The sequence below is a fragment of the Modestobacter italicus genome, assembly GCF_000306785.1.
GTDB lineage: Bacteria > Actinomycetota > Actinomycetes > Mycobacteriales > Geodermatophilaceae > Modestobacter > Modestobacter italicus.
This window is the reverse complement of sequence record NC_017955.1, coordinates 3298592-3325278: the sequence shown is the minus strand read 5'-3', so window position 1 is coordinate 3325278 and position 26687 is coordinate 3298592. Positions and strand designations below refer to the sequence as shown.

General features: G+C 74.8%; 27 protein-coding genes. 26 read left to right on the top strand and 1 reads right to left on the bottom strand.

The window, feature by feature from the left end:
• The first annotated feature begins 26 nt into the window (after positions 1-26).
• The 16 genes from MODMU_RS15915 to nusB all read left to right on the top strand — a co-directional run bounded on the left by MODMU_RS15915 (position 27) and on the right by nusB (position 14622).
• The gene (locus MODMU_RS15915; protein ID WP_041796905.1) at positions 27-1379 is read left to right on the top strand and encodes a replication-associated recombination protein A; all 1353 of its coding nucleotides are present in this window, start codon (positions 27-29) and stop codon (positions 1377-1379) included.
• A gap of 131 nt (positions 1380-1510) precedes the next feature.
• Positions 1511-1936, top strand: a complete 426-nt coding sequence (locus MODMU_RS15910; protein ID WP_014741339.1) for a DUF948 domain-containing protein — start codon at positions 1511-1513, stop codon at positions 1934-1936.
• A complete protein-coding gene (locus tag MODMU_RS15905; RefSeq protein WP_014741338.1) occupies positions 1936-2220 on the top strand; it encodes a hypothetical protein in 285 nt (94 codons plus the stop codon). The genes MODMU_RS15910 and MODMU_RS15905 overlap by 1 nt, the downstream gene beginning before the upstream one ends.
• Before the next feature lie 52 nt (positions 2221-2272).
• Positions 2273-4954 (top strand): alanine--tRNA ligase, encoded by a 2682-nt coding sequence (gene alaS / locus MODMU_RS15900; protein WP_014741337.1) that lies wholly within the window; start codon positions 2273-2275, stop codon positions 4952-4954.
• A complete protein-coding gene (locus MODMU_RS15895) occupies positions 4951-5253 on the top strand; it encodes a hypothetical protein (RefSeq protein WP_014741336.1) in 303 nt (100 codons plus the stop codon). Before alaS ends, MODMU_RS15895 begins: the two co-directional genes overlap by 4 nt.
• Positions 5243-5725 carry a Holliday junction resolvase RuvX gene (ruvX, locus tag MODMU_RS15890; protein ID WP_014741335.1) on the top strand — a complete coding sequence of 161 codons (483 nt, stop codon included), beginning with the start codon at positions 5243-5245 and terminating at the stop codon, positions 5723-5725. The genes MODMU_RS15895 and ruvX overlap by 11 nt, the downstream gene beginning before the upstream one ends.
• Complete coding sequence (gene mltG / locus MODMU_RS29605) at positions 5722-7818, top strand: endolytic transglycosylase MltG (RefSeq protein ID WP_014741334.1); 2097 nt, start codon at positions 5722-5724, stop codon at positions 7816-7818. Before ruvX ends, mltG begins: the two co-directional genes overlap by 4 nt.
• Positions 7815-8639 carry a shikimate dehydrogenase gene (locus MODMU_RS15880; RefSeq protein ID WP_014741333.1) on the top strand — a complete coding sequence of 275 codons (825 nt, stop codon included), beginning with the start codon at positions 7815-7817 and terminating at the stop codon, positions 8637-8639. Before mltG ends, MODMU_RS15880 begins: the two co-directional genes overlap by 4 nt.
• 7 nt (positions 8640-8646) lie before the next feature.
• Positions 8647-9303, top strand: coding sequence for a prepilin peptidase (locus MODMU_RS15875; protein WP_014741332.1), 657 nt, complete (start codon positions 8647-8649; stop codon positions 9301-9303).
• 51 nt (positions 9304-9354) lie between these two features.
• Positions 9355-10533 (top strand): chorismate synthase, encoded by a 1179-nt coding sequence (gene aroC / locus MODMU_RS15870; protein WP_014741331.1) that lies wholly within the window; start codon positions 9355-9357, stop codon positions 10531-10533.
• The gene (locus MODMU_RS15865) at positions 10530-11060 is read left to right on the top strand and encodes a shikimate kinase (RefSeq protein WP_014741330.1); all 531 of its coding nucleotides are present in this window, start codon (positions 10530-10532) and stop codon (positions 11058-11060) included. The genes aroC and MODMU_RS15865 overlap by 4 nt, the downstream gene beginning before the upstream one ends.
• Positions 11057-12121, top strand: coding sequence for a 3-dehydroquinate synthase (gene aroB / locus MODMU_RS15860; RefSeq protein WP_014741329.1), 1065 nt, complete (start codon positions 11057-11059; stop codon positions 12119-12121). The genes MODMU_RS15865 and aroB overlap by 4 nt, the downstream gene beginning before the upstream one ends.
• The gene (aroQ, locus tag MODMU_RS15855) at positions 12118-12552 is read left to right on the top strand and encodes a type II 3-dehydroquinate dehydratase (protein ID WP_014741328.1); all 435 of its coding nucleotides are present in this window, start codon (positions 12118-12120) and stop codon (positions 12550-12552) included. The genes aroB and aroQ overlap by 4 nt, the downstream gene beginning before the upstream one ends.
• Positions 12549-13652, top strand: a complete 1104-nt coding sequence (locus MODMU_RS15850) for a M24 family metallopeptidase (protein WP_014741327.1) — start codon at positions 12549-12551, stop codon at positions 13650-13652. Before aroQ ends, MODMU_RS15850 begins: the two co-directional genes overlap by 4 nt.
• Positions 13653-14213 carry an elongation factor P gene (gene efp, locus MODMU_RS15845; RefSeq protein ID WP_014741326.1) on the top strand — a complete coding sequence of 187 codons (561 nt, stop codon included), beginning with the start codon at positions 13653-13655 and terminating at the stop codon, positions 14211-14213. It begins immediately after the preceding gene.
• A 4-nt stretch (positions 14214-14217) separates the two neighbouring features.
• Positions 14218-14622 (top strand): transcription antitermination factor NusB, encoded by a 405-nt coding sequence (gene nusB, locus MODMU_RS15840; RefSeq protein ID WP_014741325.1) that lies wholly within the window; start codon positions 14218-14220, stop codon positions 14620-14622.
• A gap of 64 nt (positions 14623-14686) precedes the next feature.
• On the opposite strand, the gene bldD is transcribed toward nusB, so the two are convergent.
• Positions 14687-15229, bottom strand: a complete 543-nt coding sequence (gene bldD / locus MODMU_RS15835) for a transcriptional regulator BldD (protein WP_014741324.1) — start codon at positions 15227-15229, stop codon at positions 14687-14689.
• A 255-nt stretch (positions 15230-15484) separates the two neighbouring features.
• Between bldD and pyrR the strand changes: the two genes are divergently transcribed.
• The 10 genes from pyrR (at position 15485) to mihF (ending at position 26679) form a co-directional block, all read left to right on the top strand.
• A complete protein-coding gene (gene pyrR, locus MODMU_RS15830; protein ID WP_014741322.1) occupies positions 15485-16051 on the top strand; it encodes a bifunctional pyr operon transcriptional regulator/uracil phosphoribosyltransferase PyrR in 567 nt (188 codons plus the stop codon).
• Entirely contained in the window at positions 16048-16974 is a 927-nt protein-coding gene (locus MODMU_RS15825) for an aspartate carbamoyltransferase catalytic subunit (RefSeq protein ID WP_014741321.1), read from the top strand. The genes pyrR and MODMU_RS15825 overlap by 4 nt, the downstream gene beginning before the upstream one ends.
• Before the next feature lie 69 nt (positions 16975-17043).
• The gene (locus tag MODMU_RS15820) at positions 17044-18330 is read left to right on the top strand and encodes a dihydroorotase (protein ID WP_014741320.1); all 1287 of its coding nucleotides are present in this window, start codon (positions 17044-17046) and stop codon (positions 18328-18330) included.
• Positions 18327-19487 carry a glutamine-hydrolyzing carbamoyl-phosphate synthase small subunit gene (gene carA, locus MODMU_RS15815; protein WP_014741319.1) on the top strand — a complete coding sequence of 387 codons (1161 nt, stop codon included), beginning with the start codon at positions 18327-18329 and terminating at the stop codon, positions 19485-19487. Before MODMU_RS15820 ends, carA begins: the two co-directional genes overlap by 4 nt.
• Before the next feature lies 1 nt (position 19488).
• A complete protein-coding gene (carB, locus tag MODMU_RS15810) occupies positions 19489-22809 on the top strand; it encodes a carbamoyl-phosphate synthase large subunit (protein WP_014741318.1) in 3321 nt (1106 codons plus the stop codon).
• On the top strand, positions 22806-23684 hold the full coding sequence (locus MODMU_RS15805) for an iron-sulfur cluster-binding protein (RefSeq protein WP_014741317.1): 879 nt from the start codon (positions 22806-22808) through the stop codon (positions 23682-23684). Before carB ends, MODMU_RS15805 begins: the two co-directional genes overlap by 4 nt.
• Entirely contained in the window at positions 23681-24661 is a 981-nt protein-coding gene (locus MODMU_RS15800; RefSeq protein ID WP_014741316.1) for a dihydroorotate dehydrogenase, read from the top strand. Before MODMU_RS15805 ends, MODMU_RS15800 begins: the two co-directional genes overlap by 4 nt.
• Positions 24658-25536, top strand: coding sequence for an orotidine-5'-phosphate decarboxylase (pyrF, locus tag MODMU_RS15795; RefSeq protein WP_014741315.1), 879 nt, complete (start codon positions 24658-24660; stop codon positions 25534-25536). Before MODMU_RS15800 ends, pyrF begins: the two co-directional genes overlap by 4 nt.
• Positions 25533-26117: a hypothetical protein gene (locus MODMU_RS15790; RefSeq protein ID WP_014741314.1), complete on the top strand. Its 585-nt coding sequence runs from the start codon at positions 25533-25535 to the stop codon at positions 26115-26117. Before pyrF ends, MODMU_RS15790 begins: the two co-directional genes overlap by 4 nt.
• A gap of 205 nt (positions 26118-26322) precedes the next feature.
• The gene (gene mihF, locus MODMU_RS15785; RefSeq protein WP_014741312.1) at positions 26323-26679 is read left to right on the top strand and encodes an integration host factor, actinobacterial type; all 357 of its coding nucleotides are present in this window, start codon (positions 26323-26325) and stop codon (positions 26677-26679) included.
• Positions 26680-26687: the final 8 nt, after the last annotated feature.

Here is a 26687-nt window from a genome sequence, read left to right as displayed (position 1 = left end):
CCCCGGGTAGCGTCGCAACCGTGACGATGGGCGACACCGGGCTGTTCGGCGAGGGGCTGTTCGCCGACGACGAGGCGGCGCGCCCCGCGGTCGACCCGGGCGCCCCGCTCGCCGTCCGGATGCGTCCCCGGTCGCTGGACGAGGTCGTCGGCCAGCAGCACCTGCTCGGCCCCCGGGCGCCGCTGCGCCGGCTGGTCGAGGCCGACGAGCCGATGTCGCTGGTGCTCTACGGCCCGCCCGGCACCGGCAAGACCACGCTGGCGCACGTCATCTCGCTGGCCACCAAGCGCTCCTTCGTGCAGCTCTCCGCCCTGGACGCCGGGGTCAAGGAGGTCCGCGCGGTCATCGCCAGCGCCAAGCGGGAGCTCACCCACGCCGGCCGCCGCACGGTGCTGTTCATCGACGAGGTGCACCGGTTCTCCAAGACCCAGCAGGACTCGCTGCTGTCCGCGGTCGAGGACCGGATCGTCAGCCTGATCGCCGCCACCACCGAGAACCCGTTCTTCTCCGTGGTCAGCCCGCTGCTCTCCCGCAGCCTGGTGCTCGCCCTGCAGCCGCTGTCCGACGACGACGTCCGCACCCTGCTGCACCGCGCGCTGACCAGCGACCGCGGCCTCGACGGCGCGGTGACTCTCAGCGCGGAGGCCGAGGAGCACCTCGTGCGGGTGGCCGGCGGCGACGGGCGCAAGGCGCTCACCGCGCTGGAGTCCGGCGCGGGAGCCGCGCTGGCGGTGGGCGCGGCGGAGATCGACCTGCAGACCCTGGAGACGGCGGTCGCCCAGGCCGCGGTGCGCTACGACCGGTCCGGCGACCAGCACTACGACATCGCCAGCGCGCTGATCAAGAGCATCCGCGGCAGCGACGTCGACGCGGCGCTGCACTACCTGGCCCGGATGGTCGAGGCGGGGGAGGACCCGCGCTTCATCGCCCGCCGGCTGGTCATCTCCGCCAGCGAGGACATCGGCATGGCCGACCCGACCGCGCTGCTCACCGCGGTGGCCGCCGCCGACGCGGTGGCCTTCATCGGGATGCCCGAGGGGCACTTCCCGCTGGCGCACGCCGTCGTGCACCTGGCCACGGCGCCCAAGTCGAACGCGGTGACCAAGGCGATGGGCGAGTCCGTCGCCGACGTGCGGGCCGGCCTGGCCGGTCCGGTGCCCGCGGGGCTGCGCGACGCGCACTACGCCGGGGCCAAGGCGCTCGGCCACGGCAAGACCTACATCTACCCGCACGACCACCCCGACGGCGTCGTCCCCCAGCAGTACCCGCCCGACGCCCTGGTCGGCCGCGACTACTACCGGCCGACCAACCGCGGTGTCGAGGCCGCGATCTCGGCCCGGCTGGCCAAGCTCCGGGCGATCGTCCGCCGCCGCGGCTGAGGCCCCTCGGCGGTGAACGCGACGACGACCGTCGGCCCCCGCGGCTAGTGTTGCCCCACCGGCGAGCGAGACGGCCGGCAACTGGACCATCCGAGACGTCGACGAGAGTCGAGACCCGAGGGAGAGCACGCGTGTCCGCAGGAGAGTGGGCGGGGTTGATCGCAGCCCTTGCCGTGGTGGTGCTGGTCCTCCTGTTGGCGGTGCCGTTGCTGAAGCTCGGGCGCACCCTGGACGAGACGACGCTGACCATCCGCCAGGTCCGGGAGCAGAGCCAGCCGATCCTCAGCCAGGCGTCGACGACGGTCACCCACGTCAACGCCAACCTCGAGCGCGTCGACGACATCACCGGCAACGCGGCCAACGTGTCCAGCAACGTCGCCGCGCTGACCAGCGTCTTCGCCGCCACCCTGGGCAGCCCGCTGATCAAGGTCGCGGCGTTCAGCTACGGCGTGCGCAGCGCCGCCCGCAAGAAGCGCGAGGGCCAGGCGCTGGCCGACGCGCAGCGGTCGGCCAAGGACGAGCGGCGGGCGCGGCGCTCGTCCCGGCGGGCCGACTGATGCGCCGGCTGTTCTGGCTGGCCATGGGCGTCACGATCGGCGCCCTCGTCGTCCGCCGGCTGTCCCGGGCCGCGGAGAAGCTGACCCCGCAGGGCATCGCCGGCCAGCTGGCCGACGGGCTGCGCGAGCTGGCCGAGGCGATCGGTGACTTCGGGGCCGACGTCCGGGCCGCCGCGGCGGCCCGCGAGGACGAGCTGCGGGCCGGCACCGGGCTGGACGCGCCGCTGCCCGACCGCAGCCAGGTCGAGCTGCCGCGGCGCGGCGCACACGCAGCGGACAACTGACCCGACCCCCGGCCGCGAGGCCACCCGTTCGCCGAAGGACCGAGACCCCCGCATGCAGACCGCCGAGATCCGCCGCCGCTTCCTGGAGCACTTCGAGAAGCGCGGGCACACCGTGGTGCCCAGCGCCTCGCTGGTGTCGCCCGACCCCTCGCTGCTGTTCACCGTCGCCGGCATGGTGCCGTTCATCCCGTACCTGACCGGCCGGGAGCCGGCGCCGTACCCGCGGGCCACCAGCGTGCAGAAGTGCGTGCGCACCCTCGACATCGAGGAGGTGGGCAAGACCACCCGGCACGGCACGTTCTTCCAGATGAACGGCAACTTCTCCTTCGGCGACTACTTCAAGGCCGAGGCGATCGCCTTCGCCTGGGAGCTGGTGACCGGGAAGGTGGCCGACGGCGGGCTCGGCCTGGACCCCGAGCGGATCTGGCCGACGGTCTACCTGGACGACGACGAGGCGTTCGACGCCTGGCGGGCCTACGTCCCGGCCGAGCGGATCCAGCGCCGCGGCAAGGACGACAACTACTGGTCGACCGGCGCGGCCGGGCCGGCGGGCCCCTGCTCGGAGATCCACTACGACCGCGGGCCGGAGTACGGCCCCGGCGGCGGGCCGGAGGCCGATCCCACCGGCGACCGGTACCTGGAGATCTGGAACCTGGTCTTCATGCAGTACGAGCGCGGGCCGGGGGAGGGCAAGGAGTTCCCGATCCTCGGCGAGCTGCCGAAGAAGAACATCGACACCGGCATGGGCCTGGAGCGGGTGGCCTTCCTGCTGCAGGGCGTCGACAACATGTACGAGATCGACGAGGTCGCCCCGGTGCTGCACCGGGCCGCCGACCTGGCCGGCCTGCGCTACGGCGCCGACCACGAGGCCGACGTGCGGCTGCGGGTGGTCGCCGACCACGTGCGCAGCGGCCTGATGCTCATCGCCGACGGCGTCACCCCCGGCAACGAGGGGCGCGGCTACATCCTGCGCCGGCTGCTGCGCCGCGCCGTCCGGTCGATGAAGCTGCTCGGCGTCGACGCGGCCACGCTGCCCGAGCTGCTGCCGGTCTCCCGCGACGCGATGAGCGCCAGCTACCCCGAGGTGGCGTCGGACTTCGCCCGCATCTCCGGCATCGCCTACGCCGAGGAGGAGGCGTTCCGGCGCACCCTCGTCGCCGGGACGGCGCTGTTCGACACCGCGGTGAGCCAGGCCCGGGCGGCGGGCACCCCGGCGCTGTCGGGCACCCAGGCGTTCAGCCTGCACGACACCTACGGCTTCCCGATCGACGTCACCCTCGAGATGGCCGCCGAGCAGGGCGTCACCGTCGACGAGGAGGGCTTCCGGGCCCTGATGAAGGAGCAGCGCGAGCGCGCCCGCGCCGACGCCCGGGCCAAGCGCACCGGCTCGGTCGACGTGCTGGCCTACCGGCGGCTGCTGGCCGAGTTCGGTCCGACCGACTGGCGCGCCTACGACACCCTGCACACCGACTCCCGGGTGCTCGGCGTCATCGACGAGGCCGACGACGCGACCAGCGACGACGCCGAGCCGGTCGTCCGGGCCGGCGGGATCACCCGGGTCGTGCTGGACCGGACCCCGTTCTACGCCGAGTCCGGTGGGCAGGTCGCCGACGCCGGCGAGCTGACCTGGGACGGCGGCCGGGCCGAGGTCATCGACGTCCAGCGCCCGGTCAAGGGCCTGGTCGCCCACCAGGTGCGTGTGCTGGAGGGCGAACTGCGGGCCGGCACCGAGCTGACCGCGCAGGTCGACCGCGAGTGGCGGCTGTCGGCCTGCCAGGCGCACTCGGGCACGCACGTCCTGCACGCCGCGCTGCGCCAGGTGCTCGGCCCGCAGGCGCTGCAGTCGGGCTCCTACAACCGCCCCGGCTACCTGCGGCTGGACTTCGCCTGGCAGGGCGCGCTGTCGGCGCAGCAGCGGATCGACGTCGAGGACGTCGCCAACGCCGCCGTCCGCGCCGACCACGGTGTCCGCGCGCTGTACATGACGCTGCCCGAGGCCCGCGAGTTCGGCGCGATCGCGCTGTTCGGCGAGACCTACGGCGAGCAGGTCCGGGTCGTCGAGATCGGCGGGGAGTGGTCCCGCGAGCTGTGCGGTGGCACCCACGTGCGGGGCAGCGCCCAGATCGGCACGCTGGCGCTCACCGGCGAGAGCTCGGTCGGCTCCGGCGCGCGCCGGGTCGAGGCGGCCGTCGGGCTGGAGGGCTTCCGCTACCTGGCCCGCGAGCGCGACCTGGTCCGCCAGCTCGCCGACCTGCTGAAGACCCCGCAGGACGGCATCGTGGACCGGGTGAACGGCATGCTCGACCGGCTCCGCGACACCGACCGCGAGCTGGCGGCGCTCCGCGGCCAGCAGGCGCTCGCCGCGGCCGGTGACCTGGCCTCCTCCGCCGCGGACCGCGGCGGCGTCGCCGTCGTCACCGGGGCGCCGGCCGGGATGTCCGGTGGCGACCTGCGCAGCCTGGCGCTGGACGTCCGCAACCGGCTGGGCGAGGCGCCCGCCGCCGTGGTCCTAGCGTCGGCGGCCGACGGCAAGGTGGCCGTCGTGGCGGCGCTCAACCCGGGTGCGGTGCAGCGCGGCCTGAAGGCCGGGGAGCTGGTCACCCTCGCCGCCGGTCACGTGGGTGGGCGCGGGGGCGGCAAGCCCGACGTCGCCCAGGGCGGCGGCACCGACCCGACCGGCATCCCGGCGGCCCTGGCGGCCGTCGAGCAGACGATCGGGGCGGCCACTTCGTGAGAGCGCCCGACGGCCCGGACGGGGACCCGGTGGTCGAGCCGGTCGCGCAGACCGGCCGACCTCCCGTGCCCCCGCGTCCGGCGCCGTCGGACAGCTCCGCGGAGGAGGCGGCCGCCGGGCGGCACGCCACCGAGCGGGTGCCCTTCCCGCTGCCCCCGCTGGACCCCGACGGCGCACCGCCAGCGGACCCCGAGACCGGGCAGCTGGACCTCGGCGGTTACCCGCCGCGGGTGCCCGGCCGCCCCCGGCCGGGCCGGGACGACCGCGGCACGGAGGGCGGTGGCCGGCATGGCCGGTGACGACGACGGGCCGGTCCGGACGCCGGGGAGGAGACTGGGCGTCGACGTGGGCACGGTTCGCGTCGGGGTGGCCCTCTCCGACGCGACCGGCACCCTCGCCAGCCCGCTGGAGACCCTCCGGCGGGCCAAGGACCAGAGCGATCTGGACCACCTCGCTGGGCTGGTTGTGACACACGAGGTGGTCGAGGTGGTCGTGGGTCTGCCGAGACACCTGTCCGGTGCGTCGGGCGCGTCGGCACAAGATGCCAGTGCATACGCTGCATCCCTGGCCAGTCGCATCGGGGACGTCCCGGTGCACCTCGTCGACGAAAGGCTCTCCACCGTGACCGCTGCGAGTCATCTGCGCGCCGGAGGCATCTCCGCCCGCCGGCAGCGCCCGGTGATCGACCAGGCGGCTGCCGTGGTCATCCTGCAGAGCCATCTCGACGGGCGACCTCGCACTGGCCCCGAGACCAGGGGGCGCCACTCGTGACGGACCCGACCGAGCCGCGTCCGCGCGGCCGCCACTCCCAGCCCGACGGCGACGCCGGCCGACCCGCCAGCGAGCTGCTGGCCGCGTGGACCAGCGCCGGTGCGAGCACGCTCCAGCTGTCCGCCGACGACACGATGCGACCGCGCCGCGGACGTCGGTCCGCCCCGGACACCGACGCCACGGGCGTCCAGCTGCTCCCGCCGCGCAGCCCCGCCGACATCGCCGACGTCGAGATCACCGGGCTCGCTGCCGGCGGCATCGCCGACGTCGGCCTCGCCGCCGCCGGCCTGGACCTCAGCGCCTTCGGCATCGACCCGACCGACGGTCCGCGCCGCCCCGCCGGCGCCGCCGGGCTCAAGCCCTGGTCGTGGGACGACATGACCTCCGCGAGCACCGCCGCCGAGACGGCGCCGCGCACCACGGAGATGCTGGCCGTCACCCCGGCCGTGCCGCGGGCCGACAGCGACCACCGGCCCGGCCGTTCCCCGGCCTCCGACCCGCGGTCGGCGCCCGCACCCCGCCCGGCCACCGGGCCGACCACCGCCGACCGGGTCGCCGCCGACCGGTTCGCCGACGCCGAGACCGACCCGGGCTGGCTCTCCGCGGACAGCCGGCCGGTGCCGGGTGCCCCGGCACCCGCCGCCCGCGGCTCGCTGGCCTCGCTCGTCACCGCCGACCCCCGGACCGCCGAGCCGCGCACCGCGGCCCCGGCCGACGAGCCCGCCACCGAGGTGCGCGACGCCGACTGGGACGACGACACCGGCACCTGGCTCGCGCCGGCGTCCCGGCACCGCGGCGCCGGACGCGATGAGGCCGACGACGCCGGGGCGCACCCCGACGAGCACCCGTACGAGCCGGCCGGCCCGGCCACGGTCTTCGACGAGACCGGCGGGCTGGAGGTCGTCACCGACGACGAGCACGACGACCTCGACGACGACCTCGACGACCACCTCGACGACCACCACGACGCCGACCTCGACGACCACCTGCTGGGCGGGGGCGGCGGCGGTCGCGGTCGCCGCGGGGGCCGGGGCGGTGGCTCGGACCGGCCGCGCAAGCGCCGGCGGCCGATCGTCGTCGTGCTGTCGCTGATCGTCCTGGCCGCGCTGGTCGTCGGCATCGGCATCGGCGGCAAGCTGCTCTGGACCACGATCAACCCGGTCGCCGAGGACTACACCGGCAGCGGCACGGGCACCGTCGACGTCCGCGTCAACGACGGCGACTCGCTGCGCACCATCGCCGGCACCCTGGTCAGCGCCGGCGTCATCGCCTCCGCCGACCCGTTCGCGGACGCCGCGGACGCCAACCCGGCGGCCACCGGCATCCAGCCCGGGGTCTACACGCTGCGCTCGCAGATGTCGGGCAAGGCGGCGCTGGACCTGCTGCTGGACCCGGCGTCCCGGCAGGTCACCCGGGTCACGCTGCCCGAGGGCCTCACCGCGGTTCAGGTGCTGCAGCGGGTCGCCGACCAGACCGGCATCCCGCTCACCGACCTGCAGGCCGCGGCCGCCGACCCGGTCGCGCTCGGGCTGCCCCCGTACGCCAACGGGATGATCGAGGGCTTCCTCTTCCCCGCCACCTACGACATCGAGCCGGGCGACACCGCGGTCGGGATCCTGTCGGAGATGGTCGCCGGCACCGTGGCGGTGCTCGACGAGCTGCAGGTGCCCGACGACCAGCGGCTGGGCCTGGTCACCGAGGCCAGCATCGTGCAGGCCGAGGCCGGCAGCAGCGAGGACATGGGCAAGGTGGCCCGGGTGCTGGACAACCGGCTCGCCGACGGCATGCCGCTGCAGCTGGACACCACGGTGAACTACGCCAACGGCAAGAGCGGCATCACCACCACCAGCGAGGACCGGCAGAACCCCTCGCTGTACAACACCTACGTGCACCCCGGCCTGCCGCCGGGCGCCATCAGCAACCCGGGTGAGGAGGCGCTGCGGGCGGTGCTCGACCCCACCCCCGGTGACTGGCGCTTCTTCGTCGTGGTGGACCCCGACACCGGGGAGACCCGGTTCGCGGTCACCGCCGAGGAGCACCAGCAGAACGTGCTGCTGTTCCAGCAGTGGCTGCAGGACAACCCGGGGAATTGAGCCCCGGACACGCGTACGGGCCGGTGCGGAGGGCAGCTGTCCTCGGCCGGCCCGTCGGCCACTCGCTGTCCCCGCTGCTGCACCGGGCGGCGTACACCGCACTCGGGCTGACCGGCTGGAGCTACGACGCGCTGGACGTCGGCGCCGAGGAGCTGCCGGTGCTGCTGGCCGGGCTCGGCCCCGAGTGGCGCGGCTTCTCCGTGACGATGCCCTGCAAGCGGGCGGCGGTCGAGGTCGCCGACGAGGTCGACGCCCTGCCGCGGCTGCTGCGCGCGGCGAACACCCTGGTCCGCACCGAGGCCGGCGGGTGGCGGGCGGAGAACACCGACGTCCTCGGCGTCGGCACCGCGTTGCAGGGCGGCGGGGTGGAGCAGGTGGAGCACGCGGCCGTCCTGGGCGCCGGGGGGACGGCGGCGGCCGCAGCCGTCGCGCTGGCGTCGCTGGGCGCCCGCCAGGTCGACGTCGTCGTGCGCGAGCCGGCCCGCGCCGCCGACCTGCTGCGGGTGCTGGAGGCGCTGGACGTGACCGCCGAGGTGCAGCGGCTGGACTCCACCACCCGGGTCGCCGCCCCGGTGGTGGTGAGCACGGTGCCGGTCGACGGGCAGGCCGCCGTCGCCGACCTCGACTGGCGGCCCCGGCAGACCGTGCTCGACGTGCTGTACGCCGGCTGGCCGACCCTGCTCGCGCAGCGCGTCGACCTGGCCGGCGGCCACGCCATCAGCGGCATCGAGGTGCTGTTCTGGCAGGCGACCGCCCAGGTGGAGCTGATGACCGGACACCCCGCCCCGATCGCGGCGATGCGCGCCGCGCTGGGCGCCTGACCGGCCGGTGCCCAGCGCGCTGACGTTCGCCGCTGCGGTCGCCGGCCTGCTGCTCGGCCCGTGGCTGGCCGCCGTGACCGTGCGGCTCGCCCAGCGGAACCTGGCGGCCCGGCCCACGCCGGTCCGGGTCGCCGTCACCTCGCTGCTGGCGGCGGGCCTCGTCGCCGCCGGCCCGGCGCTGACCGGTGACCGCCCGGCCGCGGTGGCGCTGGCCTGGTTCGGTGCCGCCGCCGTCGTCCTCGCCGGCGTCGACCTGCGCGCGCACCGGCTACCCGACCGGGTCACCTACCCGGCCCTGGCCGGCTGCGGGGTGGCGCTGCTGACCGACGCCGTGGTCACCGGTGACGCGGGGGCCGTGCTCCGCGCCGCGGTGGCGGCCGTCGCCGCCGCCGGTGCCGGGGTCGCGGCGCGGGTGGCGTCCCCGGCAGCGCTGGGCCGCGGGGACGTGAAGCTGCTCGGCCTCCTCGGGGTGGTCCTCGGCTGGGCGGGGTGGGGCGTGCTCCTGGGCGGGGTGCTCGTCGGGCTGCTCGTCGGCGCGCTGGGCTCGGTGCTGCTGATCGCCGCCGGCCGGGCCGGCTGGCGCACCCGGGTGCCCTTCGGCCCGCCGCTGCTGGTGGGCGCCTGGGTCGCGATGTGGCTGGCTGCGCCACTGCCCCTGGCCTGACCTCCCGTGCCGGGGGACGGGCGCAGAGGGGGCCCTTCTAGGATCGGGCCCATGTTGCGCTGGCTGACCGCAGGTGAGTCGCACGGTCAGCAGCTCACCGCCGTGCTGGACGGGCTGCCGGCCGGGGTGCGGGTGCAGACCTCCGACCTCGACCTGCAGCTGGCCCGGCGCCGGCTCGGCCACGGCCGCGGCGCCCGGATGAGCTTCGAGCAGGACGAGGTCACGATCACCGGCGGGGTGCGCCACGGCGTCACCCAGGGCGGGCCGATCGCCGTCCAGGTCGGCAACACCGAGTGGCCCAAGTGGTCGACGGTCATGTCCGCCGACCCCGTCGAGGCCGAGGTGCTCGCCGGGCAGGCCCGCAACGCCCCGCTCACCCGGCCCCGGCCCGGCCACGCCGACCTGCCGGGCATGCAGAAGTACGGCTTCGACGACGCCCGCCCGGTGCTCGAGCGGGCCAGCGCCCGGGAGACCGCGGCGCGGGTCGCGCTCGGCACGGTGGCCCAGGCGTTCCTGCACCAGGTCCTCGGCGTCCGGGTGGTCAGCCACGTGGTCGGGATCGGCCCGGTCGTCGTCCCGGACGGGGTGCTCCCCGGCCCGGAGGACAACGCCCTGCTCGACGAGGACCCGGTGCGCTGCGCCGACCCGGCGACCAGCGAGCGGATGACCGCCGAGATCGACGACGCCCGCAGGTCCGGGGACACCCTCGGCGGGGTCGTCGAGGTCGTCGTCCACGGGCTGCCGCCGGGCCTGGGCAGCCACGTGCACTGGGACCGGCGGCTGGACTCCCGGCTCGCCGGGGCGCTGATGGGCGTGCAGTCGGTGAAGGCGGTCGAGGTCGGGGACGGCCTGGAGACCGCCCGCCGCCGCGGCTCGGTGGCCCACGACGAGATCGACCTGGCGGACGGCCAGCTGTCCCGCCGCACCGACCGAGCCGGCGGCATCGAGGGCGGCATGACCAACGGCGAGGTGCTGCGGGTCCGCGCCGCGATGAAGCCGATCAGCACCGTGCCCCGCGCGCTGGCCACCGTCGACACCGCCACCGGGGAGGCGGCGGTCGCGATCAACCAGCGCAGCGACGCCTGCGCCGTCCCGCGCGGCAGCGTCGTCATGGAGGCGATGGTCGCCCTCGTGCTCGCCGACGCGGTGCTGGAGAAGTTCGGCGGCGACTCGGTCACCGAGACCCGGCGCAACGTGCAGGGCTACCTCGACGCGCTCACCTACCGGTGACCGGGCCCGCGATCGTCGTCGTCGGCCCGCCCGCCTCGGGCAAGACGACGGTCGGGACGGCGGTCGCGGCTGCGCTCGGGCTGGTGTTCCGGGACACCGACGCCGACGTCGAGGCGGCGACCGGGACGTCGATCGCCGACCTGTTCGTCACCTCCGGCGAGCCGCACTTCCGCGCCCTGGAGCAGCAGGCGGTCGTCCGGGCGCTTGCCGAGCACGACGGCGTGCTGGCCCTCGGCGGCGGCGCGGTCACCAGCGCGGCGACCCGGCAGCTGCTGGTCGACCACGCCCGTACCGGCGCGCAGGTCCTCTGGCTCGACGTCGACGTGGCCTCGGCGGCCAAGCGCGCCGGGCTCTCCCGGGACCGCCCGCTGCTCGCGGTCAACCCACGCGCCATGCTGCGCACCATGCTCGAGGCCCGCGCTCCGCTGTACGCCGAGGTCGCCACGGTGACCGTGTCCACGTCCGGCCGCCCGGTCGAGGAGGTGGTGGCCGAGGTGCTGGCCGCCGTCGGGTCGGTGCAGCGGTGACCGCGCGGCGGATCACGGTCGCCGGCGACCGGCCCTACGACGTCCTCATCGGTCCCGGCGTCCAGGCCCAGCTCGGGCTGGTGCTCGACGGCACCGCCCGGGCCGCCGTGGTGCACAGCCGCGCGCTGGCGGCCGCCGCCGGCGCGGCGGTGGAGACCCTGCAGCAGTCCGGGGTCGCCGCCGAGGCCGTCGTCGTCCCCGACGGCGAGGCCGCCAAGACCGCCGAGGTGGCCGCCGGTGCGTGGGAGGAGTTCGGCCGGCTCGGGTTGACCCGCTCCGACGCGGTCGTCGGCATCGGCGGGGGAGCGGTGACCGACCTCGCGGGCTTCCTCGCCGCCACCTGGCTGCGCGGCGTGCGGGTGGTGCAGGTGCCGACCAGCCTGCTCGGCATGGTCGACGCGGCCGTGGGCGGCAAGACCGGCATCAACACCGCCGCCGGCAAGAACCTGGTGGGCGCCTTCCACCCGCCCGCCGCCGTCCTCGCCGACACCGACGCGCTGGCCGGGCTGCCGGAGGCGGAGTTCCGGTCCGGGCTCGCGGAGGTCGTCAAGTGCGGCTTCATCGCCGACGGGCGGGTGCTGGAGCTGCTCGAGGCCGACCCGACCGGGCGCGCCGACACCGCCGAGCTGATCGCCCGCGCCGTTCAGGTCAAGGCCGACGCGGTCGGCGAGGACCTCTACGACACCGGCCGCCGCGAGTTCCTCAACTACGGCCACACCCTCGCGCACGCCATCGAGCGGGTCGAGGACTTCGGCTGGCGGCACGGCGAGGCCGTCGCGGTCGGCCTGGTCTTCGCTGCCGAGCTGGCCGCGGCTGCCGGTCGGCTGAGCCGGGCCGACGCCGACCGGCACCGCACGCTCGTCGCCGCGATGGGCCTGCCCACGAGCTACCGCGGCGACTGGGCCGCCCTGCAGCAGGTGATGCGGATCGACAAGAAGGCCCGCGGCGCGTCGCTGCGCTTCGTCGTCCTCGACGGGCTGGGCCACCCCGCGATCCTGACCGACCCCGACCAGGCCTGGCTCGACGCCGCCTGGGCAGCAGTCAACGGAGAGGCCGCATGACCATCCAGGTGCTCAACGGCGCCAACCTCGGCCGGCTCGGCACCCGCGAGCCCGAGGTCTACGGGACGACGACGTACGCCGAGCTCGTGGAGCTGCTGCAGGCCGCCGCCCGGGAGCTGGACGTGGCGGTGCAGGTGCGCCAGACCGACGACGAGGGGCAGCTGCTCCGCTGGGTGCACGAGGCCACCGACGCCGGCGACCCGGTCGTGGTCAACCCCGGCGGCTGGTCGCACACCTCGGTGGTGCTGCACGACGCCCTGGCCGCGGTCACGGCGCCGGTGGTCGAGGTGCACATCAGCAACATCGCCGCCCGCGAGCCGTTCCGGCACCACTCCTACGTCTCGCCCGCGGCCACCGGCGTGATCACCGGCCTGGGCGTGCACGGGTACGTCCTGGCGCTGCAGTGGCTCGTGCTGAAGGGCGTGCGATGACCCGGGAGGCGGGGCGCCGGGACCGGCTCCGGGCGGTCGCGGCGGAGGCCGGGCTGGACGCCGTCCTGGTCACCAACCTGCTCAACGTCCGGTACCTGACCGGGTTCACCGGCTCCAACGGCGCGCTGCTGCTGCGCACCGACGGCGCCGACCTGTTCGGCACCGACGGCCGCTACACCACCCAGGCCGGCACCCAGGTGCCCGACGTCGAGCTGCTGGTCGACCGGGCCACCACGGCGGCGCTGGCCGCCGAGGCGGTGCGCCGCGGGTCCGGGCGGATCGGCTACGAGTCCCACGACGTGACCGTCGACGGGCTGCGCGGGCTCGAGCGGGTGCTCACCGACGCGGCCGGCGGGAGCCGGGTGGCCGAGCTGGTCAGCGTCCGGCGGGCGGTCGAGGCGCTGCGGGCGGTCAAGGACGACGCCGAGGTCGAGGCGCTGCGCCGGGCGTGCGCGGTCGCCGACCGGGCGCTGGCCGAGCTCGCCGCCGAGGGCGCGCTCCGGCCGGGCCGCAGCGAGCTGGAGGTCGGCCGGGAGCTCGACGCCCGGATGCTCACCCTGGGCGCGGAGGCGCCCAGCTTCGAGACCATCGTGGCGGCCGGGGCCAACTCGGCGATCCCGCACCACCGGCCCGACGCCACGGTGCTGCGCGACGGCGACTTCCTGAAGCTCGACTTCGGGGCCACCGTCGACGGCTACCACTCCGACATGACCCGCACCCTGGTCCTCGGGCACGCCGCCGACTGGCAGCGCGAGGTGTACGAGCTGGTCGCGGCGTCGCAGGCGGCCGGCCGGGCGGCGCTGGCGGTGGGCGCGGACGTCACCGCGGTCGACGCCGCGTCCCGCGACGTGATCGTCGCGGCCGGGCACGGCGACCACTTCACCCACGGTCTCGGGCACGGGGTGGGGCTGGAGATCCACGAGGCTCCGGGCATCTCGGCGGCGGGCGCAGGTACCCTGAGCGCTGGCATGGCCGTCACCGTGGAGCCAGGCGTGTACCTGCCCGGCCACGGCGGTGTCCGGATCGAGGACACCTTGGTCGTCACGGACGACGAGCCCGAGTTGTTGACCCTCACGAGCAAGGAACTGCTGGTCCTCTAGATGGCTACCACCAACGACCTCAAGAACGGCACCGTCCTCAACCTGGACGGGCAGCTGTGGACCGTGACCGACTTCCAGCACGTGAAGCCGGGCAAGGGCGGCGCCTTCGTGCGCACCACCCTCAAGAACGTGCTCTCGGGCAAGGTCGTCGACCGCACCTTCAACGCCGGCACCAAGGTCGAGACGGCGAACGTCGACAAGCGCTCGATGACCTACCTGTACGCCGACGGTACGGACTACGTGTTCATGGACGGCGACACCTACGACCAGATCTACGTCCCCGCCACCACCCTCGGCGACGGCGCGAACTACCTGCTGGAGAACACCGAGGTCACCGTGGCGGTGCACGACGGCACCCCGCTGTACGTCGAGCTGCCGGTGACCATGGAGCTCGTGGTCCAGCACACCGACCCGGGCCTGCAGGGCGACCGCTCCACGGGCGGCACCAAGCCCGCCACCCTGGAGACCGGCGCGGAGATCCAGGTCCCGCTGTTCGTCACCACCGGCGAGAAGCTGAAGGTGGACACCCGCGACGGCCGTTACCTCGGCCGGGTCAGCTGACCTCGTGAGCGCTCGCTCCAAGGCGCGCAAGCGCGCGGTCGACGTCCTCTACGAGGCCGACCTGCGCCGCAGCGACCCGCTCGCCGTGCTGCGCGACCGCATCGCCGACGGCAACCCGCCGGTGCCCGACCACGCCGTCCGGCTGGTCGAGGGCGCGGTCGAGCAGGGCGCCCGGATCGACGAGCTGATCGAGCAGCACGCGTCCGGCTGGTCGCTGGACCGGCTGCCGGACGTCGACCGCGCGATCCTGCGGATGGCGACCTACGAGCTGCTGTGGGTCGACGACGTCCCGGACGCGGTGGTCATCGACGAGGCGGTGGAGCTGGCCAAGGCGCTGTCCACCGACGACTCGCCGGCCTACGTCAACGGCGTCCTCGGCGGCATCGTCAAGGCCGAGATCCCGACGTAGACACCGCTGGACGCGAACGGCCCACTCTGCTGAGCAGAGTGGGCCGTTCGCGTTCAGCGCCTGTTCACCGCGGGGAGCGGCGGCGGTCGCCCCAGGCGGGCTCGTCGTCGTCGACGTCGGCGTAGATGCTGCCGTCGGCGCCGGGGGAGAGCACGCCCCACTCGATGAGCCGGGTGGTCAGCTCGTCGGGGCTCATGTCGTAGATGATCGCCAGGGACTTGAGGTCCTCGGCGCGGATCGACAGCACCTTGCCGTTGTAGTCGTGCCGCTGCGCCTGGATGGTCGAGGCGTACCGCGCGAGCGGGCCGGCCTCGTCGGCGGGCAGCGAGCCCAGCGACTCCAGGTTCAGCACGATCTTGGTGCTCTTGGTGACCGCGGAGCTGGGCCGCGGGTCGGGCAGGAGCTCGGAGACCGGCACGCCGTAGAACACGGCGAGCTCGGAGAGCCGCTGCACGGTGACAGCACGGTCGCCGCGCTCGTACGAGCCGACGACGACGGCCTTCCACCGGCCGTGGGACTTGTCCTCCACGCCCTGCAACGACAGTCCTTGCTGGTTGCGGATCGCCCGCAGGCGGGCGCCAAGCGCCCTGGAGTAGTCGGTGCTCATGACCCTCTGCTCACTGACTGTCGTCGTATCGGGACGGTACTGGTCACGCAGAGTACTGGTCCGGGGATCGCCGCAACAGTCAGGTGGCCCTGATGGGTCAGATCTCTCACCTGAGCCGGGTGAACGGGCGTGGTCGGGGTCACCACGGAGCGTGCAGTACCGTCGTCCGCGGTCCACACCGCCGCCGGCGCAGCCGCGTCGACGACGGCCCACTCCTTTAACGACCCGTCCCGTGAGGCGGGGAAGGAGGCTGCGATGACCGGGTCATCGACGCTGTCCACCGACCCCCCGACCGCCCCGCTGCTGTCCGCCGAGGACGTCGCCCGGGTGGTCGACCGGATCGCCCACCAGCTCATCGAGAAGGCCGGGCCCGACCTGGCCGCGCTCGTGCTGGTCGGCATCCCCACCCGCGGCGCCCCGCTGGCCCGCCGGCTGGCCGCCCGGATCGAGGCCTTCAGCGGCAGCCGCGTCGACGTCGGCACCGTCGACATCACCCTCTACCGCGACGACCTGCGGCTGCGCGGGGTCCGCGCGCTGGAGGACACCCGGCTGCCGGAGGCCGGCATCGACGGCCGGCTGGTCGTGCTCGTCGACGACGTGCTCTTCTCCGGCCGGTCGGTGCGCGCCGCGCTCGACGCCCTCCGCGACCTGGGCCGGCCCCGCGCGGTGCAGCTGGCGGTGCTGGTCGACCGCGGCCACCGGGAGCTGCCGATCCGCGCCGACTACGTCGGCAAGAACGTCCCGACGTCCCGCGCCCAGTCGGTGAAGGTGCGGCTGGCCGAGGTCGACGGGCGCGACGAGGTCACGGTGGAGCAGGCATGAAGCGGCACCTGCTGGAGGCCGCCGACCTGGACCGGGACGACGCCACGCTGGTGCTCGACACGGCGGCGCAGATCGAGTCGGCGCTGGCCGGCCGCGAGGTCAAGAAGCTGCCCACGCTGCGCGGCCGCACCGTGGTCAACCTCTTCTACGAGGACTCCACCCGCACCCGGATCTCCTTCGAGCTGGCCGCCAAGCGGTTGAGCGCCGACGTCATCAACTTCTCCGCCAAGGGCAGCAGCGTCTCCAAGGGCGAGAGCCTCAAGGACACCGCGCTGACCCTGGAGGCGATGGGCAGCGACGCGATCGTCGTCCGGCACAGCGCCTCCGGCGCCCCGCACCGGCTGGCGCAGTGGGTGGCCGGCAGTGTGGTCAACGCTGGCGACGGCACCCACGAGCACCCGACGCAGGCCCTGCTGGACGCCTACACGATCCGGCAGCGACTGGGCCGGCTCGACGGCGTCCGGGTGGTCATCGTGGGCGACGTGCTGCACAGCCGGGTCGCCCGCTCCAACGTCTGGCTGCTCGCCACGCTCGGCGCCGAGGTCACCCTGGTCGCCCCGCCCACCCTGCTGCCGGTCGGCGTCGGGAGCTGGCCGGTGCAGGTGAGCTACGACCTGGACGCCGTCCTGCCCAAGGCCGACGTGGTGATGATGCTGCGGGTGCAGGGGGAGCGGATGAACGCCTCGTTCTTCCCCAGCGCCCGGGAGTACAGCCGCCGGTACGGCCTGGACGGCCGGCGGATGGCCGCGCTGGCCGACGACGCCATCGTCATGCACCCCGGCCCGATGAACCGCGGCATGGAGATCGCCGCCGAGGTCGCCGACTCCGCCCGCTCCACGATCGTCGACCAGGTCGGCAACGGCGTCTCGGTCCGGATGGCGGTCCTCTACCTGCTCCTGGGAGGGGCATCCGCAAGTGAGTGAGCATCGAGTGAGCGCCAGCGAACGAGGCGCGGAGCGAACGACGAGCGCCAGCGAGGCGGGGGTTGCAGCATGACGATCCTGATCAAGGGCGCGAAGCCGTACGGCGAGGACGCCGTCGACCTGCTCGTGACGGACGGCCGGATCGCTGCCATCGGTGACCAGCTCACCGTCCCCGGTGCCGACGTCGTCGACGCCGCCGGGCTGGTCGCGCTGCCCGGGCTGGTCGACCTGCACACCCACCTGCGTGAACCGGGCCGGGAGGACGCCGAGACCGTCGAGACCGGCAGCCGCGCCGCCGCCCTCGGCGGGTACACCGCGGTGCACGCGATGGCCAACACCGACCCGGTCGCCGACACCGCCGGCGTCGTCGAGCAGGTGTGGCGGCTGGGCCAGCAGGCCGGGCTGGTCGACGTCGTCCCGGTCGGGGCGGTGACCGTGGGCCTGCGCGGCGAGCGGCTGGCCGAGCTCGGCGCGATGGCCGACTCCGCGGCGCGGGTCCGGGTCTTCTCCGACGACGGGCACTGCGTCGCCGACCCGGCGCTGATGCGCCGCGCGCTGGAGTACGTCAAGGCGCTGGACGGCGTGGTCGCGCAGCACGCCGAGGAGCCGCGGCTGACCGTCGGCGCGCAGATGAACGAGGGCGACCGCTCCGCCCGGCTCGGGCTCACCGGCTGGCCGGCGGCCGCCGAGGAGGCGGTGATCGCCCGCGACGTGCTGCTCGCCGGGCACGTCGGCGCCCGGCTGCACGTCTGCCACGTGTCGACGGCGGGCTCGGTGGAGATCCTGCGCTGGGCGAAGAGCCGCGGCGTGCAGGTCACCGCCGAGGTCACCCCGCACCACCTGCTGCTCACCGACGAGTGCGCCGAGGGCTACGACCCGGTGTTCAAGGTCAACCCGCCGCTGCGCACCGAGGCCGACGTCCAGGCGCTGCGGGCCGGGCTGGCCGACGGCACGATCGACGCCGTCGCCACCGACCACGCGCCGCACGCGGTGGAGGACAAGGAGAGCGAGTGGGCCTCGGCCCGCCCGGGGATGCTCGGCCTGGAGCAGGCGCTCTCCGTCGTCGTGCAGACCATGGTCGAGCCCGGCCTGCTCGACTGGCGCGGCGTCGCCGACCGGATGTCGGTGCGCCCTGCGGCGATCGGCCGGCTCGAGTCCCACGGCCGCCCGCTCGCCGTCGGCGAGCCGGCCACCCTGCTGCTGCTCAACCCCGCGCACCGGGCCACCGTCGACCCGGCCGCGCTGGCCAGCCGCAGCCGCAACAGCCCCTATGCCGGCCGGGAGCTCCCCGGCCGGGTGGTCGCCACGTTCCTCCGGGGCGTCGCGACCGTGCTCGACGGAAAGGCGCAGAAGTGAGTGACGCGATCCTCGTGCTCGAGGACGGCAGGACGTTCCGCGGCGAGGCGTACGGCGCGACCGGCACGACGGTGGGCGAGGCGGTGTTCTCCACCGGGATGACCGGCTACCAGGAGACGCTCACCGACCCCAGCTACGCCGGCCAGATCGTCGCGATGACCGCACCGCACATCGGCAACACCGGCGTGAACGGCGAGGACGACGAGAGCCGCCGGATGTGGGTCGCCGGCTTCGTCGTCCGCGACCCCGCCCGCCGTCCGGCCAACTGGCGGGCCACCGGCAGCCTGGACGACGAGCTGGTCGCCCAGGGCGTGGTCGGCATCAGCGGCATCGACACCCGGGCGCTCACCCGGCACCTGCGCGACCGCGGCGCCATGCGGGCGGGCATCAGCACCGAGCTGGGCGCCGAGGAGCTGCTCGCGCGGGTGACCGACAGCCCCAGCATGAGCGGCGCGGACCTCGCGCCGGGCGTCAGCGCCGCCGAGCCCTACGTCGTCCCCGCGGTGGGGGAGAAGCGGTTCACCATCGCCGCGCTGGACCTCGGCATCAAGACCGCCACCCCGCGCGCGCTGGCCGAGCTGGGCGTGGAGACCCACGTGCTCCCGGCCACCGCGACCGCCGAGCAGCTGCTCGAGGCGGGCATCGACGGCGTCTTCGTCTCCAACGGCCCCGGCGACCCGGCCGCCGCCGACTACGCGGTCGAGGCGGTCCGCGGCGTGCTGGCCGCCCGCCGGCCGCTGTTCGGCATCTGCTTCGGCAACCAGATCCTCGGCCGCGCGCTCGGGCTGGGCACCTACAAGCTGCGCTTCGGCCACCGCGGCCTCAACCAGCCGGTGCTCGACCGGGTCAGCGGCACCGTCCGGGTCACCAGCCACAACCACGGCTTCGCCGTCGACGCCCCGCTCGACGCCGCCGTCGACACCCCGTTCGGCCCGGTCGAGGTGAGCCACGTGGGCCTCAACGACCAGGTCGTCGAGGGCCTGCGGCTGACCGAGGCCCCAGCGTTCAGCGTGCAGTTCCACCCCGAGGCCGCCGCCGGCCCGCACGACGCGAACCCGCTCTTCGGCCGGTTCGTCGACCTGATGGCCGCCGAGCGCGGCGACGCGGTGTCCCCACCGCTGACGGTCCAGCACACCACCGGTGAGAAGGAGGCCTGAGATGCCCAAGCGGACCGACCTGCAGCACGTCCTGGTCATCGGCTCCGGGCCGATCGTCATCGGCCAGGCCAGCGAGTTCGACTACTCCGGCACCCAGGCCTGCCGGGTGCTCAAGGCCGAGGGCCTGCGGGTGAGCCTGGTCAACAGCAACCCGGCCACGATCATGACCGACCCCGAGGTCGCCGACGCCACCTACGTCGAGCCGCTGACCCCGGAGTTCGTCGAGCGGGTGATTGCCGCCGAGCGCCCCGACGCGGTGCTGGCCACCCTGGGCGGGCAGACCGCGCTGAACATCGCGATCGGCCTGTTCGAGAACGGCGTGCTGGACAAGTACGGCGTCCAGCTGATCGGGGCCGACGTCGAGGCGATCAACCGCGGCGAGGACCGGCAGCGGTTCAAGGACATCGTCCGGTCGATCGGCGCCGACGCCCCCCGCTCGACGGTGTGCGGCACCGTCGAGGAGGCCATCGCCACCGCCGAGGAGGTGGGTTACCCGGTCGTCATCCGGCCCAGCTTCACCATGGGCGGGCTGGGCTCGGGCATCGCCACCGACGAGCCGATGCTCCGCCGGATGGCCGGCCACGGGCTGGCCGACTCCCCGGTGCACACCGTGCTCATCGAGGAGTCGGTGCTGGGCTGGAAGGAGTTCGAGCTCGAGCTGATGCGCGACCGCAGCGACAACGTGGTGGTCATCTGCTCGATCGAGAACATCGACGCGATGGGCGTGCACACCGGTGACTCGGTGACCGTCGCCCCGGCGATGACCCTCACCGACCGCGAGTACCAGCAGATGCGCGACGTCGGCATCGCGGTGCTGCGCGAGGTCGGCGTGGACACCGGCGGCTGCAACATCCAGTTCGCCGTCCACCCCGAGACCGGCCGGCTGGTCGTGATCGAGATGAACCCGCGGGTCTCCCGCTCGAGCGCGCTGGCGTCCAAGGCCACCGGCTTCCCGATCGCCAAGATCGCCGCGAAGCTGGCCATCGGCTACACCCTCGACGAGATCACCAACGACATCACCGGGGTCACCCCGGCGTCGTTCGAGCCGTCGCTGGACTACGTCGTGGTGAAGATCCCGCGCTTCGCCTTCGAGAAGTTCCCCGGCGCGGACCCGCGGCTGACCACGACGATGAAGAGCGTCGGCGAGGTCATGGCGATGGGCCGCAACTTCACCGAGGCGCTGGGCAAGGCCATGCGGTCCACCGAGACGACGGCCGCCGGCTTCTGGACCACGCCGGAGGACGGCGCCAGCGCCGAGGAGCTGCTCGAGCAGCTGCGCACCCCGGTCGACGGCCGGCTCTACACCGCGCAGCGCGCGCTGGCCGCCGGCGCCACCGTCGCGCAGGTGTCGGCCGCCTCGGGCTTCGACGCCTGGTTCGTCGACCAGATCGCGCTGGTCACCGAGATCGGCGAGCAGGTCCGCGAGGCGCCGTCGCTCACCCCGGAGCTGCTCGCCCGGGCCAAGCGGCACGGGCTCTCCGACCGGCAGGTCGCCGAGCTGCGCCCGGAGCTGGCCGGTGAGGACGGCGTCCGGCGGCTGCGCTGGCGGCTGGGCATCCGGCCGGTCTACAAGACCGTGGACACCTGCGCCGCGGAGTTCGCCGCCCGGACGCCGTACCACTACTCCTCCTACGACGAGGAGAACGAGGTCGAGCCGCGCGAGCGCCCGGCGGTGCTGATCCTCGGCTCGGGCCCGAACCGGATCGGCCAGGGCGTGGAGTTCGACTACTCCTGCGTGCACGCGGTCATGGCGCTGCAGGACGCCGGCTACGAGGCGGTGATGGTCAACTGCAACCCGGAGACCGTCTCCACCGACTACGACACCGCCGACCGGCTCTACTTCGAGCCGCTGACCTTCGAGGACGTGCTGGAGGTCGTCGAGGCCGAGCGGGCCGCCGGGCCGGTCGCCGGGGTCATCTGCACCCTCGGCGGGCAGACCCCGCTGGCGCTGGCGCAGCGGCTCAAGGACGCCGGCGTCCCGGTGCTGGGCACCTCGCCGGAGGCCATCGACGCCGCCGAGGACCGCGGCGCCTTCTCCCGGGTGCTGCGCGACACCGGGCTGCTGGCCCCCAAGCACGGCATGGCCACCACGTTCACCGAGGCGCGGGACATCGCCGCCACCATCGGCTACCCGGTGCTGGTGCGCCCCTCCTACGTGCTCGGCGGCCGCGGCATGGAGATCGTCTACGACGACGCCACGCTGGAGTCCTACATCCGCAAGGCCACCGACGTCAGCACCGACCACCCGGTGCTGGTCGACCGGTTCCTCGAGGACGCGATCGAGATCGACGTCGACGCGCTCTTCGACGGCACCGACCTGTACCTCGGCGGGGTCATGGAGCACATCGAGGAGGCCGGCATCCACTCCGGCGACTCGGCGTGCGCGCTGCCGCCGATCACGCTGGGCGGCGCGGACCTGCTGAACATCCGGGCGGCCACCGAGGCGCTCGCCGCCCGGATCGGGGTGCGCGGGCTGATGAACGTGCAGTACGCGCTCAAGGACGACGTCCTCTACGTGCTGGAGGCCAACCCGCGGGCCAGCCGCACCGTGCCGTTCGTCTCCAAGGCGACGGCGGTGCAGCTGGCCAAGGCCGCCGCCCGGATCGCGGTGGGGGAGACCATCGCCTCGCTGCGGCAGGCCGGCGTCCTACCGGCCACCGGCGACGGCACCGACCTCCCGGTCGACGGGCCGATCGCGGTCAAGGAGGCGGTGCTGCCCTTCCACCGGTTCCGCACCGTCGAGGGCCAGGGCGTGGACACCGTCCTCGGGCCGGAGATGAAGTCCACCGGTGAGGTGATGGGCATCGACGCGGAGTTCGGCACCGCGTTCGCGAAGTCGCAGGCCGCGGCCTACGGCAACCTGCCCACCTCGGGCACGGTGTTCGTCTCGCTGGCCAACCGGGACAAGCGCGCGGCGATCTTCCCGATCAAGCGGCTCGCCGACCTCGGGTTCACCGTGCTGGCCACGGTCGGCACTGCCCAGGTGCTGCGCCGCAACGGCGTCGCCTGCCAGGTCGTCGGCAAGTTCTCCGAGGGCCCGGGCAACGTGGTGGAGCGGATCCTCGCCGGGGACGTCGACCTCGTCGTCAACACCCCGTTCGGGACGCCGGGCAACAGCGGCCCCCGGCTCGACGGCTACGAGATCCGCGCCGCCGCGGTGGGCATGGGCATCCCGTGCATCACCACGGTGCAGGGCATGGCCGCCACCGTGCAGGGCGTCGAGGCGCTGCGCCGCGGTGACCTGGGCGTGCGCAGCCTGCAGGACCTGCACCGCGCGCTGGCCGCCGCCCAGGCCGCCGAGCGCGCCGGGACGACGGCGTGACCGACCTGCTCACCCAGCCCGCGGCACCGGCGCCGGAGCCGCCGGTGCAGCGGGTGGTCGAGGTGGTCGGCCGCCGTCCGGTGGGGGCCTACGTCGAGCTGGCGTTCGCCGCGCCGGAGGTCGCCGGTCGCGCGGTGCCCGGGCAGTTCGTCGCCTTCGCCGTCGGCGGCCGGGAGTCGGCGATGCTGCTGCGCCGCTCGATCGCGATCGCCGGCACCGGCGACGGCCGGCTGACCGTCGTCGTCGCCCCGCACGGCCCCGGGTCGACCTGGCTGGCCGGGTTGCGTCCCGGCGACACCGTGGACGTCGTCGGCCCGCTGGGCCGCCCGTTCCCGCTCCCCGAGCCCGGTACGGCCGCGCTGCTGGTCGGCGGCGGCTACGGAGCGGCCGCGCTGGTCGGCCTCGCCGGCGCGCTGCGCGAGCGGGGCTCGGACGTCGCCGCCGTCGCCGGGGCCGCCACGGCCGACCGGCTGTGCTCGGTCGACGAGCTGACCGCGCTGGCCGACGTCACCGTGCTCACCGACGACGGCAGCGCGGGCCGCCGGGGCTGGGTCACCGACGCCGTCGCCGAGCTGGTCGGGCAGGTGGGTGTCGTCTACGCCTGCGGGCCGATGGGGATGCTGCGCGCGGTCGCGGAGCTGGCCACCGCGGCCGGGGTGCCCTCCTACGTCGCGGTGGAGGAGTCGATGGCCTGCGGGATCGGGGTCTGCATGACGTGCGTGCTGCCGGTGGTCGGCGCCGACGGGCGCACCCGGTTCAGCCGGTCCTGCACCGAGGGGCCGGTGTTCGGCGGGGACCGGGTCCGGTTCGCCGACGTCGGCACGCTGACCGCCGACGTCGTCGGCGCCGCCGCGATGGGGGTGCTGCCGGCATGACCACCACCGACGTACCCGGTTTCGGCGCCGAAACCGGCGCGGGTTTCGGCGCCGAAACCGTGGACATGGGGACGGCGCTGGCCTGGGCGCCGGTGCCGAGCCCGGTGCTGACCGCCTCGGGGTGCTCGGCGTTCGGGCAGGAGCTCGAGCCGTTCGTCGACCTGGGTGCCCTCGGCGCGGTGGTGACCAAGTCGGTCCAGCTGCAGCCGCGCTCGGGCCGCCCCACGCCGCGGATGGCCGAGACGCCCAGCGGGATGCTCAACTCCATCGGCCTGCAGGGGCCGGGCATCGACGGCCTGCTCGCCGACGACCTGCCCTGGCTGGCCCGGCGCGGCGCCCGGGCGTTCGTGTCCATCGCCGGCACCCGGGTCGAGCACTTCGCCCAGCTGGCGAGCCGGCTGCGCGGCGTGCCGGGCGTGCTCGGGCTGGAGGTCAACATCTCCTGCCCGAACGTCGAGAGCCGCGGCGAGGTCTTCGCCTGCGACCCGGTCGCCGCCGCCGACGTGGTCGCCGCGGTGCGGGAGGCCGCCGACCCGGCCCAGCCGGTCTACGCCAAGCTGAGCCCGGACGTGACCGACATCGTCGCGATCGCGCGGTCGGTCAGCGAGGCCGGCGCCGACGGGCTGTCGATGATCAACACCCTGCTCGGGTTGGTCATCGACCCGGACACGATGCGCCCGGTGCTGGGCGGGGTCACCGGCGGGCTGTCCGGCCCGGCGATCCGCCCGGTCGCGCTGCGCTGCGTCTGGCAGGTGCACCAGGCGCTGCCGGAGGTGCCGGTGCTCGGCATGGGCGGCATCCGCAGCGGCCTGGACGCCCTGCAGTTCGTGCTCGCCGGCGCCAGCGCGGTCTCGGTCGGGACGGCGGTCTTCAACGACCCCTCGGCGCCTGCCCGGGTCCACGCCGAGCTCGCCGAGGCCCTCGCGCAGCGCGGGTTCGCCCGGCTCGCCGACGCCGTCGGGTACGCGCACCGGTGAGCGCGCCCTTCGGCGAGCGGCTCGCCGGCGCCGTCGCCGCCCGCGGGCCGCTGTGCGTGGGCATCGACCCGCACGTGCCGCTGCTGGCCGACTGGGGGCTGCCGGACACCCCTGAGGGCCTGGCCCGGTTCACCGACGCCGTCGTCGACGCCCTCGCCGGGCACGTCGCCGTGCTGAAGCCGCAGCTGGCGTTCTACGAGCGGCACGGCTCGCGGGGGCTGGCCGTGCTGGAGGAGGCCGTCGTGCGCGCCCGCGCTGCCGGGGCGCTGGTGCTGCTGGACGCCAAGCGCGGTGACATCGGCTCGACGATGGACGCGTACGCCGACTACCTGCGCCCGGAGCACCCGCTGGCCGTCGACGCGCTGACGGTCAGCCCCTACCTCGGCCCGGGCTCGCTGCAGCCGGCCGTGGACACCGCCCGGCTGACCGGCGGCGGGCTGTTCGTCCTCGCCCGGACGTCGAACCCGGACGCCGGCACCTTCCAGCACGCCCGCGTGGGGGAGCGGACGGTCGCCCAGGCCGTCGTCGACACCGTGCGCGGCTGGAACACCCCGGCCTGGGTCGTGGGCGACCCCCTCCCGGACATCGGCGCCGTCCGGGACGTCGCCGGGCGGTGGGGCCCGGGCACCGGGTCCTTCGGGGTCGTCGTCGGCGCCACCCTCGCCGAGCTGGACGTCGACCTCGACGGGCTCGGCGGGCCGGTGCTGGCCCCGGGGCTGGGCGCGCAGGGCGGGTCGGTGGCCGACCTGCGCCGACTGTTCGGGGCGGGGCGCGCCGTCGTCCCCACGGTCTCCCGGGACGTGCTGCGGGCGGGGCCCGACCCGACCGCGCTGCGCGCCGCAGCGGACCGCTGGACGGCCGAGCTCGCCGGGTGAGACCGGGGCCCTGGCTGGTCGGGGTCGCCGGCGCCGGCCTGGCCGCCGCCGGCGTCGCGCTCTTCTGGCGCACGAACACGGCACCGGGCCACGGCACCCCGTTCGCCGGCTACGCGCCGCTGGGCGCCTCCAGCGCCTACGAGAGCCGGCTGGACCTGCAGTTCGACGACCGCTGGGCGGTGGTGTGGACGACGGGCCACCTGGCCGGTCTCGGGCTGCTCGGCGCCGGCCTGGTGGTGCTGACCGGGCTGGCCGGCTGGAGCCGGGGCCGAGCCCGGCCCGCCGCGTGGGTGGTGCCGGCGCTCGGCGCGGCCGGTGCCGCGCTCGTGGTGGGTGGCTGCACCGCTGTCCTCGCCGGCGGTGCCGGACCGGTGGTCACGTACTCGGGCAGCTACCAGCCCCTCGTCTGCCCGGACGGCGCGGACTGCTGGGGCGGGCTCTCCGTCGCGCTGGGGGCGCTCCAGGTCGCGGGCCTCGGCATGACGCTCACGGGGACGCTGGTGGTCGCTGCGGTGGCCGGCAGGTTGCTGCGCGGTGACGCGGGCCCTGCGGACGGTGACGAGGCCCCTGACCTGCAGTGACGGGCTGCTTACGGCACCGCACGGTCCGCCGTCCGGAGGTGCCAGCACACGCGAGTACGGCTGGGACAACCGGGTACCGGGTGACCAGCGAGTTCGAGGTGACTAGGTTGGCGCCAGGCTCATGACCGAGCCGTTCGGCAGCAGTGCCCCAGACCAAGAACACCGCCGGGTACGACCACCGGCACGATCACGATTGGGTTGCTCCGTGCCCCTTCCCGAGTTGTCACCCGAACAGCGCGCCGCCGCCCTGGAGAAGGCCGCTGCGGCCCGCAAGGCCCGTGCCGAGCTCCGCGAGAAGCTCAAGAGCAAGGGCACCACGGTCGGCGACGTCCTCAAGCAGGGCGAGACCGACGAGGTCATCGGCAAGATGCGCGTCTCCGCCGTCCTGGAGTCGCTCCCGGGCGTCGGCAAGGCCCGCGCCGCCAAGATCATGGAGCGGCTCGAGATCTCGCCGACCCGCCGCGTCCGGGGCCTGGGCGCCAACCAGCGCCGGGCGCTCGAGGCCGAGTTCGCCGGCGAGCAGGTGCAGCCCGAGCAGGTCCCATCCGAGGGCCTCGTCTGAGCACGTCG